The organism is Streptomyces sp. MspMP-M5 (assembly GCF_000373585.1).
In the GTDB taxonomy this organism is placed as follows: domain Bacteria; phylum Actinomycetota; class Actinomycetes; order Streptomycetales; family Streptomycetaceae; genus Streptomyces.
In genome coordinates this window covers 159,338-178,018 of the sequence record NZ_KB891951.1, presented here as the reverse complement: position 1 = coordinate 178,018, position 18,681 = coordinate 159,338, and the positions used below count along the sequence as shown (strand labels likewise).

Genomic DNA, 18,681 nt, shown 5'->3' with positions numbered 1-18,681 from the left:
GGGCCCGGCGGCCGGTCGGGATGCGCGGCGTCCGGGCCGGTCAGCGGGCCTGCCAGACGGGAAGGGCGGGGGCGCCCGGCGGCAGCATGTGCTTGGCGGCCAGCAGCGGCGTGCGGTCCAGCCGGACGACCTGGGTGACCAGGACGCCGGGGGTGTCCGCGGGGCGGCCCAGCTGGGCGCCGCGCTGCCGGCCGAGGGTGGTGGCCACAATGGTGCTGCTGCCGGTCAGCGGCAGTCCGCGCCCGGCGTCCAGCAGCAGGCCCAGCAGGGACGACGTGTTCCCGCCGGGCCCGTCGAACGCGGCGACGGCGTCCGGCAGCAGCTCCGTCAGCGTCTCGTCCGAGGCCCATTCCTGGGTCAGGCAGGCCGGGAGGCCGCCGACCTCGATCACGCTCTCCCAGAAGCGCACCTCGCCGTGGGCCGGCAGGACCAGGTGCTGGGTGGAGAAGTCGGTGGGCTCCTCGCGGGTGCGGGCCAGCGGCACGATCACCGCCTGCCCGCCCTCCCCGAGCAGCCGCTCGACCGGCTTGAGGAACTCGAAGCCGCGCGGCGGGAGATGATGGCTGACCGTGCGGCCCACCCCGCGCCGGACGCTGATCACGCCGTCCTCCTGGAGCAGGATCAGCGCCTCGCGCAACGCGGTCCGGCTCACGCCCAGTTCGGCGGCGAGCCGGGGCTCGGACGGCAAGGTGGAGCCCGGCGGATAGGTGCCGGTACGGATGGCCTCGACCATCCGCTCGTACAGCGCGACGACCGGGCGCCGCTGGGGCCGCACCGGGGCGCTCCCCCGGTCCTGTTGTCTGCCAGCCATGTCCGTCTCCCCGCGTCCGTGGTCGACCACTCGCACCGCGCCCCGGACGGGCGCGCACCGCCAGTTTCCCACCGACCAGGGGCCGATGACCGGGCACCCCGACTCCGGCGACCGGAGCCGCCGGGCCCGGCACGGCACCGAACACCACTCTCTTGTCTGACAATGCAGTCCCACCTCCCGCCCATGCGGGAACAAACGAACGGCCGATCGAGTGTTCGCCGGAAAGCGTGGTCGATCATGGAACGGCTTCCCTGCCGCCCCGCGACGGGTGATGCTTACGGGGCGCAGGCGACGGGCTGCAGACCGTTACGGCGCGCCTCCGGCCGACACCCCTTGTCGCGCCGGGGAGTTGGTCCCACACTTCGCTAGGAGACAGAACCAGATGAACATCATCACCAGCCTGCTTGCCGGCATCGTCCACCTCGTGGGCTGGCTGGTCTGACGCACTTGCCGCACCGCGGGGCGCCGCTCCTCCTCGTCCCAGGAGGAGCGGCGCCTTCCGCGTGTCCGGGGCCCAACCACCCTGACGGGCGGGCCACTTGGCCGACGGGCGGCTACTGTGCCAGCGGCTTGCGCGCGGTCTCCGGAAGCGCCAGGTAGACGAAGAACGACACCAGGCAGAGCGCCGCCACGTACCAGGGGAAGAGGTCCGGGTGGCCGGCCTGCTTGAACCAGGTGCCGACGTAGGGGGCGGTGCCGCCGAAGAGCGCGACGGTGAAGGAGTACGGGAAGCCGATGCCGGCGGCGCGCACCCGGGCCGGGAAGACCTCGGCGTTCACCGCGGCGGCGACCGACGTGTAGCCGGTGAGCAGCACCATGCCGGCGCACTGCACCAGCAGGAGCGAGACGAAGGCGTCGGTGACCAGGTGCAGCAGCGGCACGCTCAGCACGGCGAAGCCCAGGCCGAAGGCGAGCAGCAGCGGCTTGCGTCCGATGCGGTCGGAGAGCAGGCCGCCCAGCGGCTGGAGCAGGGCGAAGAAGGCCAGCGACAGGGTGCCGACGGTGAGCGCGTCGCCCTTGTCGAAACCGGCGTTGACCTGGGCGTAGGTGGGCAGGTAAGTGGTCCAGGTGTAGTACGCGAGGGTGCCGCCGGCGGTGATGCCGCAGATGAGGAGCGACTCACGGGGGTAGCGACGCAGGCCCTCGAACAGGCCGGGGCGGGCGGCCCGTTGCGCGGCGTCCGGGGACTCGGCGTCCTCGGCGGCCTGCGGAAGGGTCTCCTGGGCACCGCTTCGGATCCACAGTCCGAACAGGCTCAGCAGGGCGCCGACGAGGAACGCGATCCGCCAGCCCCACTGGCCCATCTGCCGCTCGGTGAGCAGCGCGGCGAGCAGTGCCCCGGTGCCGGAGGCGAGCAGCTGGCCGAGGGTGGTGGAGACGTACTGGAAGCTGGAGAACAGGCCGCGCCGGCCCGGTCCGGCGGACTCCACCAGGAAGGTGGTGGACGCGGCGAACTCGCCGCCCACCGACAGGCCCTGCACCAGGCGGGCCACGACCAGCACGATCGGGGCGAGGACGCCGGTGGCCGCGTAGGTGGGGGTGAGCGCGACCAGCAGGCTGCCGCCGCCCATCAGCAGGATGGTGAGGGTCAGCGCGGCGCGCCGGCCGCGCCGGTCGGCGACCGCGCCCAGCAGCAGCCCGCCGACCGGGCGCATGAAGAAGCCGACGGCGAAGACCCCGAAGGTGGCGAGCAGCGGCACCAGGGAGTTGCCGGCGCCCTTGGGGAAGACCTGGTCGGCGAAGTAGACCGCCAGGAAGGAGTAGGCGTACCAGTCGTACCACTCGACGGCGTTGCCGACCGAGGCGGCGGCCAACTGCCGCAGCCGGGACGGCGGACGGGGGCCGTCGGGGGCCCGGTCCTCGGCTATGTGCTGTGCGCTCGACATCGTCCTTCAGCTCCCGGTTCTTCTCCTCGGCGTGCCACTGGGGCAGGATGACCCAGGTGATCATGTACCGGTGGGGCGGGTCGCCGCCAGGGGATACGGCGGCGCGGTCGCGGCCGTAGAACCGCGGCAACGCTGTGGCAACACGGCCGCAACGCGGTGGCGGTGCCCGGCGGGCCGCCGGAGAAGAGCGCGAGGAGGAGGCACCGTGCGGGTAGCGCTGTTCGTCACCTGCATCAACGACACGCTCCGCCCAGGGACCGGGCGGGCGGTGGTGACCCTGCTGGAACGGCTGGGCGTCGACGTCGACTTCCCGGCGGAGCAGAGCTGCTGCGGCCAGCCGCAGTTCAACACCGGCTACCGGCACGCCACCGAGCCGCTGGTGCGCCGCTTCGACCGGGCGTTCGCGGACCACGAGTACGTGGTGACCCCGTCCGGGTCCTGCGCGGCGATGGTGCGCGAGAACTTTCCGCGGATCGCGGCGCGGGCCGCGGCGGAGGGGCGCGGCCGGGAGCTGGCCGAGGCCGCGGCGCGGGCCGTGCCCAAGACGTACGAGCTGACGGAGTTCCTGGTGGACGTGCTGAAGGTGACCGACGTCGGTGCGTACTACCCGCACACCGTCACCTACCACCCCACCTGCCACGGGCTGCGGATGCTGGCGCTCGGCGACCGGCCGCGGCGGCTGCTGGAGCGGGTGCGGGGGCTGACGCTGAGGGAGCTGCCGGGCGCCGAGGAGTGCTGCGGGTTCGGCGGGACGTTCGCGGTGAAGAACCCGGCGGTGTCGGTGGCGATGGGCGCCGACAAGGTCCGGGCGGTGACCGGGACCGGCGCGGAGGCGGTCTGCACGGTGGACAACTCCTGTCTGCTGCATCTCGGGGGCATGCTCGTCCGGCAGGGTTCGCCGGTCCGGCCGGTGCACCTCGCGGAGATCCTCGCCAGTACGGAGGAGGACGTGGCGGCGGGCGGCGGCGCGGGCCGGGCGGCCGGTGCGGCAGGGGGCGCCCGATGAGCCGCAGCTTCCTGGGCATGCCGGCGTTCCCGCGGGCCGCGGCCGTCTCCACCCGCGACACCCGGCTGCGGGCCAACCTCGCCCACGCCACCCACACCATCCGCGACAAGCGGGCCCGGGCGGTGGCGGAGCTGGACGACTGGGCGCGGCTGCGTGCCGCGGGCGCCGCGCTCAAGGACCGGACGCTCCGTCATCTCGACCACTATCTGGAGCGGTTGGAGGAGTCCGTGGTCGCCGCGGGCGGCCAGGTGCACTGGGCGGCGGACGCCGCGGAGGCCAACCGGATCGTCACCCGGCTGGTCCGGCAGACCGGCGAGCGCGAGGTCGTCAAGGTCAAGTCGATGGCGACGCAGGAGATCGGGCTCAACGAGGCGCTGGCCGAGGCCGGCATCCGGGCGTACGAGACGGATCTGGCGGAGCTGATCGTGCAGCTCGGCGACGACCTGCCGTCGCACATCCTGGTGCCGGCGATCCACCGCAACCGTGCCGAGATCCGCGACATCTTCCGTCGGGAGATGGGGAAATGGGGCCGCCCGGCGCCGGAGGGGCTGTCGGACTCCCCCGCCGAGCTGGCCGAGGCGGCCCGGCTGCACCTGCGGGAGAAGTTCCTCACCGCCAAGGTGGGGATCTCCGGCGCCAACTTCATGGTCGCCGAGACCGGCACGCTGGTGGTCGTGGAGTCCGAGGGCAACGGCCGGATGTGCCTGACCCTGCCGGAGACCCTGATCTCCGTCGTCGGCATCGAGAAGACCGTGCCGACCTGGCAGGACCTGGAGGTCTTCCTCCAGCTGCTGCCGCGCTCCGCCACCGCCGAGCGGATGAACCCGTACACCACCACCTGGACGGGGACCACGGACGGCGACGGGCCGCGCACCTTCCATCTGGTGCTGCTCGACAACGGGCGGACCGACACCCTGGCCGACACCGTCGGGCGGCAGGCGCTGCGCTGCATCCGCTGCTCGGCGTGCCTGAACGTCTGCCCGGTCTACGAGCGGGCCGGCGGACACGCCTACGGCTCCCCCTACCCGGGCCCCATCGGCGCCATTCTCACGCCCCAACTCCGCGGCATGGCAGGCCCGTTGGAGCAGTCGCTGCCGTACGCCTCCTCGTTGTGCGGGGCGTGCTACGAGGTGTGCCCGGTGGCCATCGACATCCCCGAGGTGCTGGTGCACCTGCGGGAGCGGGTGGTGCAGGGCGGGCCGGTGACCAGGAACGGGGCCCGGGTCGTCGTCAAGCCGGCCCGGGGGCATGCCGCGGAGCGGGCCGCGATGCGCGCCGCGGCCTGGGCGTTCGACCATCCGGGCGCGCTGCGCGGCGGGATGCGGCTGGCGGCCCGGACCCGGCGGCTGCATCCGCGGCGGCTGCCGGGGCCGGGNCGCGCCTGGTCCGACACCCGTGCCCTGCCGGCGGTGCCGGCCGAGTCGTTCCGCGACTGGTGGCGACGCACCCGGGGCGCGGCCGGGAACTCCGAGGCGGGAGGCGCCGAATGAGCGGCAGGGACGTGGTGCTGGCACGGGTCCGGCGGGCGCTGGCCGATGTGCCCCGCGGCGAGGGGCCGCACGATCCGCCGGTGCCCCGGGACTACCTCCGGGTGCACGGCTCCCGGACGACCGAGGAGACCGTGGAGCTGCTGGCGGAGAACCTCGCGGACTACCGGGCGGTGGTGCACCGCTGCCCGCCCGGCGGACTGCCGGCGCTGATCGGCCGGCTGCTGGCCGAGCGCGGGGCGCGGACGGTGGTGGTGCCGGCCGGGCTGGACCCGCGGTGGCTGTCGGCCGCCGAGGTCACCGTGCTCCCGGACCGGGCCGGCGACACCGCACGGGAACTGGACGCGGTGGACAGTGTGGTGACGGGGTGTGCGCTGGCGATCGCGGAGACCGGCACGCTGGTGCTGGACGCCGGCCCGGATCAGGGCCGGCGCCGAATCACCCTTGTCCCGGACCATCACCTCTGTGTGGTGCGGGTGCCCGGACAGGTCGTCGGCTCCGTGCCCGAAGCACTGCCGCGCCTGTCGCCGGAGCGCCCGCTGACGTGGATCTCCGGGCCGTCCGCCACCAGCGACATCGAACTCGACCGGGTGGAAGGGGTGCACGGGCCGCGGACGCTGGAGGTGGTCCTGCTGGCGGAGGACGGCGGGAGCTGAGCCGGGCGGCGGCCGGCCCGGAGGGTGACCCTGGCAGTGGTACGCACCGGATGCGTACCACTCGCAGGTGTCTGGGTACCCCTCGCGGCCGTCGGCAGACTTCTGGTCATCGCCACCGAGCAAGATGACCGAGAGGCAGGCAGCATCCCATGAACCGCAACGACAACTCCCCGGTGTGGCAGTCCGGTTGGGCCACGGCCGTGCAGCGTCCCAGCGAGGGGTTCCACAAGAACTGGGCCGAGGAGGGCTTCGCGGACCAGACGGTGCGGCAGACCGTGCGGGTCGCCGGGGCGGGGACCCGGGCCCGTATCCGGCTCTCCAACCGCTACGGGACCGCGCCGCTGGAGGTGTCCGGCGCCAGTATCGCCCGGGCCGGTGACGGGGCGGCGGTGGCGCCGGGTTCGGTGCGGCCGCTGACCTTCGACGGCGCGGAGTCGGTGCGGATACCGGCGGGCGGCGAGGTCGTCAGCGATGCGGCGGAGGTGACCGTGGCGGCGCTGGAGTCGCTGACCGTGTCGCTGTACTTCGCGGGCCCGACCGGTCCGGCGACGTTCCACGCGCAGGCGTGGGCCACCGCCTACCGGGCCGCCGGCGAGCAGTTGGGCGAGGCGGATCCGGCGGTCTTCGGGGAGACCTCGGTGTCGTGGTACTACCTGGCCGCGGTGGAGCTGGCCGACGGCGGCCCGGTGAAGCCGGACACCGTGGTGCTCTTCGGCGACTCGATCATCGACGGCTTCGGCTCGGCCATCGACGCCGACCGGCGGTACTCGGACGCGCTGGCCGAGCGCCTGGCCGCCGAGGGCCGTCCGCTGCGGGTCCTCAACCTCGGGATCGGCGGCAATCTGCTGCTGAACGACGCGCCGTACTTCGGCGAGCGAGCCGGGGCGCGGTTCGGCCGGGACGTGCTGGCGCAGCCGGGCGTGCGGTCGGTGGTCGTCCTGGTGGGCCTGAACGACATCGGCTTCAGCGAGGTCGACCTGCCGACGTACAAGCCGAACCCGGACAACTCCGTCGAGCAACTCATCGCCGGGTACGAGGAGTTGATCGCCCAGGCGCACGCGGCGGGGGTGCGGGTCGTCGGCGGGACGATCACGCCGTTCAAGGGGTCGGAGTACCACACGCCGGCCGCGGAGGCGAAGCGCCGGGCGGTCAACGACTGGATCCGGACCGGTGGCGCGTTCGACGCGGTGGCCGACTTCGCGGCGGCGCTGGCGGACCCGGCCGCCCCCGACGCGCTGCTGCCCGCCTACGACTGCGGGGACTTCAAGCACCCGGGCGACGAGGGCTACCGGGCGATGGCGCGGGCAACCGACCCGGACGCGCTCTGACCGCGTCGGCTCCCCCGCGCTCGCCGCACCGTTGAGGGCGGCGCCCCGGGGCCCTGGTCACACCAGGACCCCGGGGGCGCGGCCGTCGTCGCCGGCACCGGCCGGGTCGGCCGCCGGCTCCGGGCGGGTGTCGCGGCGGACCAGGGCGGCGTAGCGGCCGTCGGCGGCCAGCAGTTCCTCGTGGGTGCCGCGTTCGGCGATCCGGCCGCCGTCCAGGACGACGATCTGGTCGGCGTCCCGGACCGTGGAGAGGCGGTGCGCGATGGTGAGTGTGGTGCGGCCCTTGGAGAGCGCGTCGACGGCCTGCTGGACGGCGTGTTCGGTACGGGTGTCCAGGGCGCTGGTGGCCTCGTCGAGGACGAGCACCGGCGGGTCGCGCAGGAGGGTGCGGGCGAGGGCCAGGCGCTGCTTCTCGCCGCCGGAGAAGCGGTGGCCGCGTTCGCCGACGACGGTGTCGTAGCCCTCGGGGAGGGCCGCGATGTGGTCGTGGATCTGGGCGATGCGGGCGGCGCGCTCGAGCTCCTCGTCGCTCGCGTCGGGCTTGGCGAAGCGGAGGTTCTCGGCGACCGAGGCGTGGAAGAGGTAGGTCTCCTGGGAGACCACGCCGACGGCCCGGGCGAGGGTGTCGAAGCCGAGGTCGCGGACGTCGGTGCCGTCGAGGGTGACCCGGCCGCCGGTGACGTCGTAGAGGCGCGGGACGAGGTAGCTCAGGGTGGTCTTGCCGCTGCCGGTGGCGCCGACGACGGCGAGGCTGGTGCCGGCGGGGACGGTGAGGTCGATGCCGTCGAGGGTGGGGGCGACCTCCGGGTCGTAGCCGAAGGTGACGTTCTCGAAGCGGATCTCGCCACGCGGGGCGGGGAGGCGGACGGGGTCGGCGGGTTCGGTGAGGGTGACCGGCAGGTCGAGGTATTCGAAGATGCGCTGGAAGAGCGCGAGCGAGGTCTGCATCTGGACGCCGGTGGTCAGCAGGGAGACGGTGGGGCGCAGCAGGCCCTGCTGGAGGGAGACGAAGGCGACCAGGGTGCCCAGGGAGAAGACGGGGCCGCCGAGTTGGAGGACCAGGCCGGCCGCCCAGTAGATGAGCGCGGGCATGGCGGCCATGACGATGCCGATGGTGGCCATCCGCCAGCGGCCGGCCATGTTGGCGCGGACCTCCAGGTCGACCAGGGCCTCGGACTCGGCGGCGAAGCCGCTGGTGAGCGAGTCGGCGCGGCCCATGGTGCGGCCGAGCAGCACCCCGCTGACCGACAGGGACTCGGTGACCATCGCGGACATGGCCGCCATCTGCTTCTGCCGCTTGCTGGTGATCTTCTTGCGTTCGCTGCCGACCCGGCGGCTGATCCAGACGAAGAGCGGGAGCAGCAGCAGCGAGACGACGGTCAGGCGCCAGTCGAGGGCGATCATGGCGACGACGGTGGCGGTGACCGAGGTGAGGTTGGAGACCAGGGACGTGGCGGTGGAGGTGACGGTGGCCTGCATCCCGCCGATGTCGTTGGCGATCCGGGACTGGACCTCGCCGGTGCGGGTGCGGGTGAAGAACGCCAGCGGCATCCGCTGGAGCTTGGCGTAGACGGCGGTGCGCAGGTCGTGCATGACGCGCTGGCCGACGGTGGTGGAGATCAGGGTCTGCAGGACGCCGAAGACGCTGGTGGTGACGGCGGTGGCGATCATGCCGAGGGCGAGCAGGGTCAGCAGTCCGGTGCGGCGGCCGGGTATGGCGACGTCCAGGATCTCCCGGAGCAGGAACGGGGAGGCCACCGAGACCAGGGAGGAGGCGGCGACGAGCAGGCCGACCAGGGCCAGCCGGCCGCGGTAGGGACGGAACAGCGCGAGGATCCGCCGCAGCTGGACGGGGGCGTCCGGGTCCTTGGGCGGCGGGGTCCAGTTCGGTTCTTCGGGGCGCATGGGCTCCTTCGAGGGGGGCGGGCGGGAACCAGGGGGGCAGGAGGGTGGGAACCAGGGGCAGGAGGGACGGGACTTTGCCGAGCCTAGCTCATTGTTACCTATACTCACAATGAGCCTTGTCCTGTACTCTGGGGCCATGCCCTCCCCCGAGCCGTCGGCCGGCGCCACCGAAGCCAACGTGGCCGAGCAGCTGGTGCGGCTGACCCGCCGGATGCACCGCGCCCAGCAGCGCCACATGGCCCACCTGGATCTCGCCGTCACCCCCGCGCAGTCCCGTCTGCTGCGGATCGTCGGCCACTGCCACGGCGCCCCGCCCCGGATGGCCGACCTCGCCGAGCGGCTGGAGGTGGTGCCCCGGGCGGTGACGACGCTGGTGGACGCCCTGGAGGCGAACGGCACGGTGCGCCGGGTGCCCGACCCGGCCAACCGCCGGGTGGTGCGGATCGAGCTGACCGACACCGGCCGGTCCGCGCTGCGGGCGTTGCGCGGCGCGCGCCGGGCCGCCGCGGAGGAGATCCTGGCCCCACTGACCGCCGCACAGCGCGAGTTGCTCGGCGGTCTGCTCGCCACCCTCGTCGACGGACCGGGTGAACCGCACTGACCTGACGCACTGGCCTGCCGCGCCGTCCGGCGCGCAGGCGACCGGAGGTGACCGTGCCCCTGCTGGAGCCCACGCCCGAGGCCCTGCGGCCCCGCACCACCCGCCCCGCGCCGGACCGGGTGCCCGAGCGGCTGGCGGCCGGCACCCCCGAGCCGCTGCGCGGCGACCTGCTCGCCCTGCTCGGCCCGGACAAGGTGCGGCACACCGTCACCGACCTGGTCCGCTACGCCTCCGACGCCAGCCCCTACCGCTTCCTCCCCCAGGCCGTGGTGGTCGCCGAGACCGCCGAGGACGTCGCCGCGGTCTTCTCCTACGCCCGCGCCCACGGCCGCCACGTCGTCTTCCGGGCCGCCGGCACCTCCCTCAACGGCCAGGCGCAGGGCGAGGACATCCTCGTCGACGTCCGCCGCCACTGGTCCGGCGTCGAGGTGCTGGACGACGGCGCCCGGGCCCGGATCCGGCCCGGCACCACCGTGGTACGGGCCAACGCGGCGCTGGCCCGGCACGGCCGGCTGCTGGGCCCCGACCCGGCCAGCGCCGTCGCCTGCACCGTGGGCGGGGTGGTCGCCAACAACGCCTCCGGGATGACCGCCGGCACCACCCGCAACTCCTACCGGACACTGGCCTCGCTGACCTTCGTCCTGCCGTCCGGCACCGTCGTCGACACCGCCCGCCCGGACGCCGACGCCCGGCTGGCCCGCGCCGAACCGGTGCTCTGCACCGAACTCCTCGCCCTGAAGGCCGAGATCGAGGCGGACCCGGAGCTGGTCGCCCGGATCCGCGCCAAGTACACGCTCAAGAACACCAACGGCTACCGCCTGGACGCCCTGCTCGACGGGCGGACGCCGGCGGAGATCCTGCGCGGGCTGATGGTCGGCTCCGAGGGCACCCTCGGCTTCATCGCCGAAACGGTCTTCACGACCCTGCCGCTGGACCGGCACACCTCCACCGCGCTCCTCTTCTTCCCCTCCCTGGCCGCCGCGGCCGCCGCCGTCCCCCGCTTCAACGAGGCGGGCGCGCGGGCCGTGGAGCTGATGGACGGCAACACCCTGCGCGCGTCGGTGAGCGTGCCCGGGGTGCCCGCCGACTGGGCGGAACTGCCCAGGGAGACCGCGGCGCTGCTGGTGGAGTTCCGGGCGCCGGACGAGACCGCGCAGCGGGCGTACGAGGAGGCGGCGGCGCGGGTGCTGGCCGGGCTGGAGCTGGTCGCCCCGGTGCCGTCGGTCGGCAACGCCTTCACCCGGGACCCGGCGGTGAGCGGCGGCTACTGGCGGGCCCGCAAGGCGTTCGTCACCGCGGTCGGCGGCTCCCGGCCGTCCGGCACGACGCTGATCACCGAGGACTTCGCGGTCCCGCCGGCCCGGCTCGCCGACGCCTGCACCGCACTGCTGGAACTCCAGGCCCGGCACGGCTTCGACGCTGCGGTGGCGGGCCACGCCGCCCACGGCAATCTGCACTTCCTGCTCGCCTTCGACGCCGCCGACCCCGACGACGTGGCCCGCTACGCCGCCTTCATGGACGACTTCTGCCGGCTGACCGTCGAGCGGTTCGACGGCTCGCTGAAGGCCGAGCACGCCACCGGCCGCAACATCGCCCCGTTCCTGGAGCTGGAATGGGGCCCGCGCGCCACCGCGTTGATGTGGCGGATCAAGGAGATCGTGGACCCCCGCGGCATCCTCGCCCCGCGGATCCTCCTCGACCGCGACCCGCGCGCCCACCTGCGCGGCCTGAAGACGATCCCGCAGGTCGAGGCGGTCGCCGACCCGTGCATCGAGTGCGGCTTCTGCGAACCGACCTGCCCCAGCGAGGACCTGACCACCACTCCCCGCCAACGCATCGTGCTGCGCCGCGAGATGCTCCGCCAGCCGGCCCGCTCCGCGGTCAACGACGCGCTGCTGGGCGCCTACGGCTACGCCGCGGTGGACACCTGCGCCGGCGACTCCACCTGTGGGCTGGCCTGCCCGGTCGGCATCGACACCGGCGCGCTGATGCGGGACTTCCGGCACCGCCGGCACTCTCCGCGCGAGGAGCGGATCGCCGAGCGCGCCGCCCGGCACTTCGCGGCGGTCGAGCGGGCGGCCCGGCTGGCGGTGGCCGCCGCCGACCGGCTCGACGACCGGTGGCTGACCGCGGCGACCGGCGCCGCCCGCCGGGCCGTCCGCCCCGACCTGGTGCCGGAGTGGTTGCCGCAGCTCCCCGGCGCCGCCGCCCGCCGGCTGCCCGCCACGCAGCGCACCGGCGCGGCCGCCGTGTACTACCCGGCCTGTGTGAACCGGATCTTCGGCGAACCCGCCGGTCACCGCGGCCCGTCCCTCCCCGAGGCGGTGGTGGCGCTCGCCCGGCGGGCCGGCCGCCCGGTGTGGATCCCGCCGGACGTCACCGGCACCTGCTGCGCCACCATCTGGCACTCCAAGGGCTACGAGCGGGGCAACCGCCTGATGGCCGACCGCATCGTCGAGGCGGCCTGGGGCTGGACGGCCGGCGGACAGCTGCCCCTGGTGGTGGACGCCTCCTCCTGCACCCTCGGCCTGGCCCGCGAAGTGGCGCCCCACCTCACGCCGTTCAACCGCGCCCTGCACGCCGAACTGACCGTCGTCGACTCCGTCGTCTGGGCCGCCGGCCTCCTCCCCCGTCTGGAGATCCACCGCACCCTGGGCTCCGCCGTCCTCCATCCCACCTGCTCCATGCAGCATCTGGGCGACGAGGATCAGCTGCGGCAGGTCGCCGAGGCGTGCGCCCGCGAGGTGGTGGTCCCGGACGACGCGGGCTGCTGCGCCTTCGCCGGCGACCGCGGCCTGCTCCACCGGGAGTTGACCGAGTCCGCCACCGCGAAGGAGGCGGCCGAGGTCACCGCCCGCCCCTTCGACGCCCACCTCTCGGCGAACCGCATGTGCGAGATCGGCATGGACCACGCCACGAACGGCCGAGGCTACCGCTCGGCCCTCCTGGCCCTGGAGTGGGCAACGCGCCCGGACATCAGCCCGACCGGCAACAGCCCCAGCCCGTCCGGCGTTTGAGGACGAGCGAGCGTCAGCGAGCGATGTGCAGCGCCACGGCCCCATGCGCGGGCACGGTCAGCTGCGCCTGCCCGTCCCCGCCCACGGTCACCGTGTGCCCGTCGCACGCCCCCGGATCCGCCGCGACCACGTCGCAATACGTGCCGCCCGGCAACGACGTCGCGAACGACCGACTCACCGCCCCGTCCCCGGCGTTGATCGCGACGAACCCCGCCGCCCCCCGCCCGAAGGCGATCGCGTTGCTCCCGTTGTCCCACCAGTTCGTCAGCTCCGCCGCCCCCACCGCGTTGCGGAACCCCACCATCCCGGTGATCTCCCGCTTGGCGTGCTCGTCGGTCCAGCCGGCGGCACCGGACGCGGGCGGACCGGCGTCCTTGTCGGTCCACTCGTAGCCGGAGTAGACGTTCGGCGAGCCGTACGGCGAGGCGAGCATGAAGACGTTGGCGAGGGTGTAGGCGGCGCCGTCCTTGTAGGTCAGGGTCGAGCCGTTCCGCTCGGTGTCCCAGTTGTCGACGAACGTCCGGGCCCGGTCGCCGCCGAGCTTGCCGTCCGCGACGGACTTGAGCTGGGCGAGGTTGCCGCTCTGGAAGGCGCTCTTGAGGTGGGTGCCGTAGCGGAACTCGTCGACGTCGCCGGTGCCGGTGTACTCGTCGGGCCGGACCGCCTCGCCTGCGCCGTAGACGACCTCCTGCACCCAGTAGCCGGGGTCCTTCATCTTGCCCTTGACGGCGGCGAGATCGGTCGCTGCGATGTGCTTGGCGGCGTCGATCCGGAAGCCGTCCACGCCGAGCGACCGCAGGTCGTCGAGGTACGTGGCGATCGTGGTGCGGACGTAGTCGCTGCCGGTGTCGAGGTCGGCCAGGCCGACCAGTTCGCAGTTCTGGACGTCGTCGCGGTCGGTGTAGTCGGAGATCGGTTTGCGGCAGCCGTGGAAGTCCTGGTTCTGGTAGTAGCCGGGGTAGTTGTACTTGGTGTATTGGGTGCCGCCGGTGCCGGTGCCCGATCCGGCCGACATGTGGTTGATGACGGCGTCGGCGATGACCTTGACGCCGGCCGTGTGGCAGCTGCGGACCATGGCGGCGAAGGCGTCGCGGTCGCCCAGCCGGCCGGCGATCTTGTAGCTGACCGGCTGGTACGAGGTCCACCACTGGTCGCCCTGGATGTGCTCGGTGGCGGGCGAGACCTCGACGTAGCCGTAGCCGGCCGGGCCGAGTTGACCGGTGCAGGCTTTGGCGACGTCGGCGTACTTCCACTCGAAGAGGGTGGCGGTGACGGTCCGGGCGCCGGGCGGGGTGGCCTGCGAGGGCCAGGGGGCGAAGGCGGCGAGGCCGGCCGCGGCCACCGCTCCGGCCAGCGTCCTGCCCCGCATCCGGGATGGGCGCCGCCGGCGCAACTCCCCGGGCACTGCGCGGTTGCGGCTCCTGCGTCGCTGCATGGTGAAGGCTCCTTCGTCATGGGGCACGGGGACCGCGCCCACGAGAGCAGCCACGCGCCAGGCCGCCATGGGGGGGATTCCGCTTCGGAGCCTGCCTTTTCTCGCGTGGACACGTCAAGGCTTTCGGCAAGGCTTTTCAGGCTCTTGCGAAAGACACTGACGGCGCCGGGCGGGACGCCACGGCCGGCACCTCAGCGGATGCACCAAAGTCCATGTACACGAACCACGCGTCCCATGGGCCCTCTTGTGCCCCGGGCCGCCCAACCGCCAGGGTTCCTCACCGAGGTTCACGACTGTCCCGCGTACGATCCGCTTCCTTGGAGGACCGATGCACGAGGCACCACCGCAGAACCAGGAGCCCGAAGAGAGCGGACCCAGCCGCCGTTCGGTCCTGTGGACCGCCGGCGCGGCGGGCGCCGGACTGGGGCTCGCCGGACTGGGCACCGGACCGGCGGCCGCCGCCGCACCCGGGGCGGCCGGCCCGGCCGAGGCCGCCGCCCCGGCCCCGAAGCCCGGTGGACGGACCATGATCGGGGTACCGTTCGAGCCGCACAGTACGGTCCGCGTCGGCATCATCGGCCTCGGCAACCGCGGCGGCAGCATGATCGACCTCTTCCTGGCGATGCCGGACGTCCGGGTCGTGGCCCTCTGCGACCCGGTGAAGGACAAGGTCGCCGCGGCCGCCGCGAAGGTCACCAGGGCCGGGCAGCCCGCGCCCGCCGTCTACACCAACGGCGACCACGACTTCGAGAACCTCTGCAGACGCACCGACATCGACTTCGTCTACGCGGCGACGCCCTGGGACTGGCACTTCGAGATGGCGCGGACCGCCCTGCTCAACGGCAAGCACGTCGGCACCGAATGCCCGCTGGCGCTGCGCCTGGACCAGCTGTGGGAGCTGGTCGACCTCTCCGAGCGCACCCGCAGACACTGCCTGCAACTGGAGAACTGCTGCTACGGCAGAAACGAGATGCGGGTGCTGCGGATGGCGCACGCCGGCCTCTTCGGCGAACTGCTGCACGGCGCCGGCGCGTACATCCACGACCTGCGGGGGCTGATGTTCGACCCCACGTACTACGAGGGTCCGTGGCGGCGGCTGTGGCACACCCGGCTGCGCGGCGACCTCTACCCCAACCACGGGTTCGGGCCGGTCGCCAACTACATGGACGTCAACCGCGGTGACCGGGTGGTGCGGATCTCCAGCTTCGGCACCCCGGCCCGGGGCCTGGCCGCGTACCGCAGGCAGCACATGCCGCCCGGCGATCCCAGCTGGAAGGAGTCCTACATCGAGAGCGACCGGACGATCAGCCTGCTGCAGACCGCCAAGGGGCGGGTGATCCGGCTGGAGCACGACGTCTCCACACCGCACCCGTACAGCCGGATCAACAGCCTCGCGGGGACGAAGGGCCTCTTCGAGGACTACCCCGAGCGGATCTACCTGGAGCCCGACCAGGGCAACGACGAGTGGGGCGACTTCGGCAGGTACGCGGAGTGGGACCACTGGCTGTGGAAGGAGCACGCCAACCCGCCCGGCGGCCACGGCGGCATGGACTACATGCTGGTCCTCCGACTGACGCAGTGTCTGAAACTGGGACTGGTACCGGACTTCGACGTCTATGACGCGGCGACGTGGTCGGCGCCGCTGCCGCTCAGCGACCGCTCGATCAGGGCGCAGGGCGCCCCGCAGGAGATCCCGGACTTCACCCGGGGGCTGTGGCGCAGGGCGCGGCCCGGGATGGACTCGCAGAAACCCGCCGCCTGACGGGGGCGCGGGCCTCCGGCGGACGGTACGTGGCCCGGGGGCGGGCGATCCGCCACCGGGCCACGGGAGTTCACGTCGCCCCCGGGGCCGTGTCCGGCGCGCGGGTCACTTCTCCCCCGGGGCGACGGCGGCGCCGTCCGGCTCCTCCCGGTCGGCGGGCGCGGGGGCCGCCGGCTGCTGCGCCCGGCCGGCCGGAGTGGCGCCGGCGAGCACCTGCTTCGCCGTCACCCGGTCCAGCGCCCCCTCCCAGCGGGACACCGCGAAGACCGCGACGCAGTTGCCGAGCAGGTTGGTCACCACCCGCATGGAGTCCATGATCCGGTCGACACCGAGCAGCAGGGCGACCGCGGCGGCCGGGATGACGCCCAGCGCGGAGGCGGTCGCGGACAGCGCCAGGAACGCCGAACCGGGCACGCCCGCCATGCCCTTGCTCGTCAGCATCAGCACCAGGACGACGGTGATCTGCCGGCCGAGCGAGAGGTGCACGCCGATGGCCTGGGCGATGAAGAGCGTCCCGACGGAGAGGTAGATGGAGGCGCCGTCGAGGTTGAAGGAGTAGCCGGTGGGCAGCACCAGGCCGACCGCGTCGTCCCGGCAGCCGGCCGCCCGCAGCTTCTGCATCATCCGCGGCATCACCGTCTCGCTGGAGCCGGTGCCCAGCGCCAGCAGCAGCTCTTCACGCGTGTAGCGGACGAACTTCCACAGGCTGAGCCCGGTGACGGCCTTGAGGGCCAGCCCCAGCAGCACGAGGAAGACCAGCGCGACGCCGTAGCAGACCGCGATCAGCTTGCCGTACGTCGACATCGCGCCCAGCCCGTACTGGCCGACGAGATGGGCGGTGGCCCCGAAGACGGCGAGCGGGGCGAGCCGCATGATGTAGCCGACGAGGGTGAAGACCACGTCCTGGGTCTGCTCGATCAGCGGCAGCAACTGAGGCACCCGCTTCTGCCCGAGGTGCAGCAGCGCCGCGCCCACCAGGCAGGCCAGGACAAGGACTTGGAGCAGCGAGTTCTCGGCGAACGCGCCGACCGCGCTGTTGGGGAGTGCCTCCAGGATGAACTGGGCCGCGGAGGGCAGTTTTCCGCCACCGGTCCTGGCGTCCACGGCGCCCTTGTCGAGGGAGGCCGGATCGATGTGCATCCCGGCGCCGGGGCTGACGAGATTGCCCGCCAGCAGGCCCACGACCAGGGCGGCACTGGTCGCCACCTCGAACCAGATCAGCGCCTTGACGCCGATCCGGCCGAACGACTTGAGATCCCCGGCCTTGGTGATGCCGGCGACGACGACGCAGAAGACGAGCGGCGAGATGACCGCCTTGATGAGGCGGACGAAGCCGTCCCCGAGCGGCTGGAGCGCGGAGCCCGCCTGCGGCCAGAGGCGCCCGACCAGGACACCGAGCAGCAGGGCGAGCAGCACCTGGGCGAACAGGCTGGTACGCAGCATCCGCCCGGCGCGCCGGGCGAGGCTTCCGGTGGCGTGCGGCACGGGCACTCCTCCATGGACGGATTTTGAAATGCGGAAAGGGATTTCCGCGGTCCGCCACTATGGCCGGTTGTCGTTGCTCCCGAAAGAGGGCCGTGCAACTTCCGTGAAAATCTTGGAGCTTGATCCAAGGAGCGCCCGCCTCCCGTCTTCCGGCCCCGTGCTCCGCCTTCCGTCCCCCGTCCTCCGGGGCCGGAGCAGCGGATTCAGCCCGCGAGGTGCGCCCGGTCCCCCATCACCACGACCGGGTGCCGCGCCGGATCGAGCGCCCGCAGCAGCGCCGCCATCGCGGACTTCGCCACGCTGACGCAGGCCGATGTCCCGCTCCCGTGGTCCAGATGGAGCCAGACCCCGCCGCCCTTGGACTGCCCCTGAGGACGCGTCGGATCCAACGGGGACGTCCCGACGACCCGGTTGTAGTCGATGGCCACCACGTAGTCGAAGTCGTGGCGGGTGTTCTTCGACCAGTAGGCGGGCGGGGTGAAGGCGGCCGAGTGCGTGTAGGGCAGCCGGGCCCCGGGGTCGGGCAGCACCCCGCCCGCGTCCGTCAGCCCGAAGACCCCGACCGGGCTGCGCTGGTCGCCCTCGTGGTGGTCCACCGTCCAGCCGCGCCGGCCGTTGTGCGCCGGCCAACTCCCCTTACGGGCCCAGCCGTCGGCGCCCTTCTCGTACAACTCGACCGTCGACTCCGGGGAATCGGGACCCGCGCCGTAGACCGCGACGACCTGGCGAGTGGCGGCCGGAATCCGCGACCGGAGCGCGGGACCGACCTCGGGGATGTCCCCGCGGTGGGCGGTGCCCGAGCCCGCGCGGGCCGCGCCCCCGGGGCGCTCGGGCGCGCCGGCCCCCTTGCCCTCGGCACCCCTGCCGTCCTGGCCCTGCCCGCCGTTCCCGCCGTCCTCGCCGCCGGCTCCGCAGCCCGCCAGGAGGGCCGCCGTCGCCGCGGCCACCGCCGCCACCCGTACCGCACTGCGCACTGTCCGCATACCGTCCATGCTGCCACCACCCCCTGACAGCCGTTCAGACGCGGGGCCGTCGCCCACCGTCCGCCGTCCGCCACGGACGTGGGAGATCCCTCGGCTTCTCCGCCTTTCCGGAGAAAACCGTTTGAAGCCGGGCCACCCGGCACGCCACGCTTCGCTGTGCCTCAGCTCGCGCCGGGGCCCGCCATCACGGGTGCGAGGCCATGCCGGCCTGCCCGAACGGCGTGCGATCACTCTCACCACCGACGAAGACTCACCTCGTCCCCCGGCCCGCCGAGACGCTCGGCCGACCCCCACTCGCCGCGACGACTCCTTGGACATC

13 protein-coding genes are annotated in these 18,681 nt (G+C 73.4%); 7 read left to right on the top strand and 6 right to left on the bottom strand.

The features are described from left to right. Window positions 1-40: 40 nt before the first annotated feature. Window positions 41-811 carry a GntR family transcriptional regulator gene (locus tag B073_RS0136510; RefSeq protein ID WP_051094383.1) on the bottom strand — a complete coding sequence of 257 codons (771 nt, stop codon included), beginning with the start codon at window positions 809-811 and terminating at the stop codon, window positions 41-43. Between the two features lie 554 nt (window positions 812-1,365). Next, window positions 1,366-2,697, bottom strand: a complete 1,332-nt coding sequence (locus B073_RS0136505; RefSeq protein ID WP_018543008.1) for an MFS transporter — start codon at window positions 2,695-2,697, stop codon at window positions 1,366-1,368. A 205-nt stretch (window positions 2,698-2,902) separates the two neighbouring features. Here B073_RS0136505 and B073_RS0136500 point away from each other — a divergent pair, with 205 nt between their 5' ends. The 4 genes from B073_RS0136500 to B073_RS0136485 all read left to right on the top strand — a co-directional run bounded on the left by B073_RS0136500 (window position 2,903) and on the right by B073_RS0136485 (window position 7,174). After that, window positions 2,903-3,703, top strand: coding sequence for a (Fe-S)-binding protein (locus tag B073_RS0136500; RefSeq protein ID WP_018543007.1), 801 nt, complete (start codon window positions 2,903-2,905; stop codon window positions 3,701-3,703). After that, on the top strand, window positions 3,700-5,193 hold the full coding sequence (locus B073_RS0136495) for a lactate utilization protein B (protein ID WP_018543006.1): 1,494 nt from the start codon (window positions 3,700-3,702) through the stop codon (window positions 5,191-5,193). The genes B073_RS0136500 and B073_RS0136495 overlap by 4 nt, the downstream gene beginning before the upstream one ends. Continuing rightward, window positions 5,190-5,846, top strand: a complete 657-nt coding sequence (locus tag B073_RS0136490; RefSeq protein WP_026248061.1) for a LutC/YkgG family protein — start codon at window positions 5,190-5,192, stop codon at window positions 5,844-5,846. The genes B073_RS0136495 and B073_RS0136490 overlap by 4 nt, the downstream gene beginning before the upstream one ends. 149 nt (window positions 5,847-5,995) lie before the next feature. Continuing rightward, on the top strand, window positions 5,996-7,174 hold the full coding sequence (locus B073_RS0136485; RefSeq protein WP_018543004.1) for a GDSL-type esterase/lipase family protein: 1,179 nt from the start codon (window positions 5,996-5,998) through the stop codon (window positions 7,172-7,174). A 57-nt stretch (window positions 7,175-7,231) separates the two neighbouring features. Here B073_RS0136485 and B073_RS42370 read toward each other — a convergent pair whose 3' ends face one another. Next, the gene (locus tag B073_RS42370) at window positions 7,232-9,079 is read right to left on the bottom strand and encodes an ABC transporter ATP-binding protein (protein ID WP_018543003.1); all 1,848 of its coding nucleotides are present in this window, start codon (window positions 9,077-9,079) and stop codon (window positions 7,232-7,234) included. A gap of 136 nt (window positions 9,080-9,215) precedes the next feature. On the opposite strand from B073_RS42370, the gene B073_RS0136475 reads away from it, so the two are divergent. Together B073_RS0136475 and B073_RS42365 are read left to right on the top strand one after the other, a co-directional pair. Beyond that, a complete protein-coding gene (locus B073_RS0136475; RefSeq protein WP_018543002.1) occupies window positions 9,216-9,680 on the top strand; it encodes a MarR family winged helix-turn-helix transcriptional regulator in 465 nt (154 codons plus the stop codon). 53 nt (window positions 9,681-9,733) lie between these two features. Continuing rightward, a complete protein-coding gene (locus B073_RS42365) occupies window positions 9,734-12,697 on the top strand; it encodes an FAD-binding and (Fe-S)-binding domain-containing protein (RefSeq protein WP_051094380.1) in 2,964 nt (987 codons plus the stop codon). 13 nt (window positions 12,698-12,710) lie between these two features. Here the strand turns inward: B073_RS42365 and B073_RS0136465 are convergent, their stop codons facing one another. Then, entirely contained in the window at window positions 12,711-14,066 is a 1,356-nt protein-coding gene (locus tag B073_RS0136465; RefSeq protein ID WP_018543000.1) for an alpha-amylase, read from the bottom strand. A gap of 394 nt (window positions 14,067-14,460) precedes the next feature. Here B073_RS0136465 and B073_RS0136460 point away from each other — a divergent pair, with 394 nt between their 5' ends. Beyond that, entirely contained in the window at window positions 14,461-15,894 is a 1,434-nt protein-coding gene (locus B073_RS0136460; RefSeq protein ID WP_018542999.1) for a Gfo/Idh/MocA family protein, read from the top strand. Between the two features lie 105 nt (window positions 15,895-15,999). On the opposite strand, the gene B073_RS0136455 is transcribed toward B073_RS0136460, so the two are convergent. Together B073_RS0136455 and B073_RS0136450 are read right to left on the bottom strand one after the other, a co-directional pair. Next, complete coding sequence (locus B073_RS0136455; RefSeq protein WP_018542998.1) at window positions 16,000-17,379, bottom strand: C4-dicarboxylate transporter DctA; 1,380 nt, start codon at window positions 17,377-17,379, stop codon at window positions 16,000-16,002. 203 nt (window positions 17,380-17,582) lie between these two features. Further along, window positions 17,583-18,362: a transpeptidase gene (locus B073_RS0136450; RefSeq protein WP_037813941.1), complete on the bottom strand. Its 780-nt coding sequence runs from the start codon at window positions 18,360-18,362 to the stop codon at window positions 17,583-17,585. Between the last annotated feature and the right edge of the window lie 319 nt (window positions 18,363-18,681).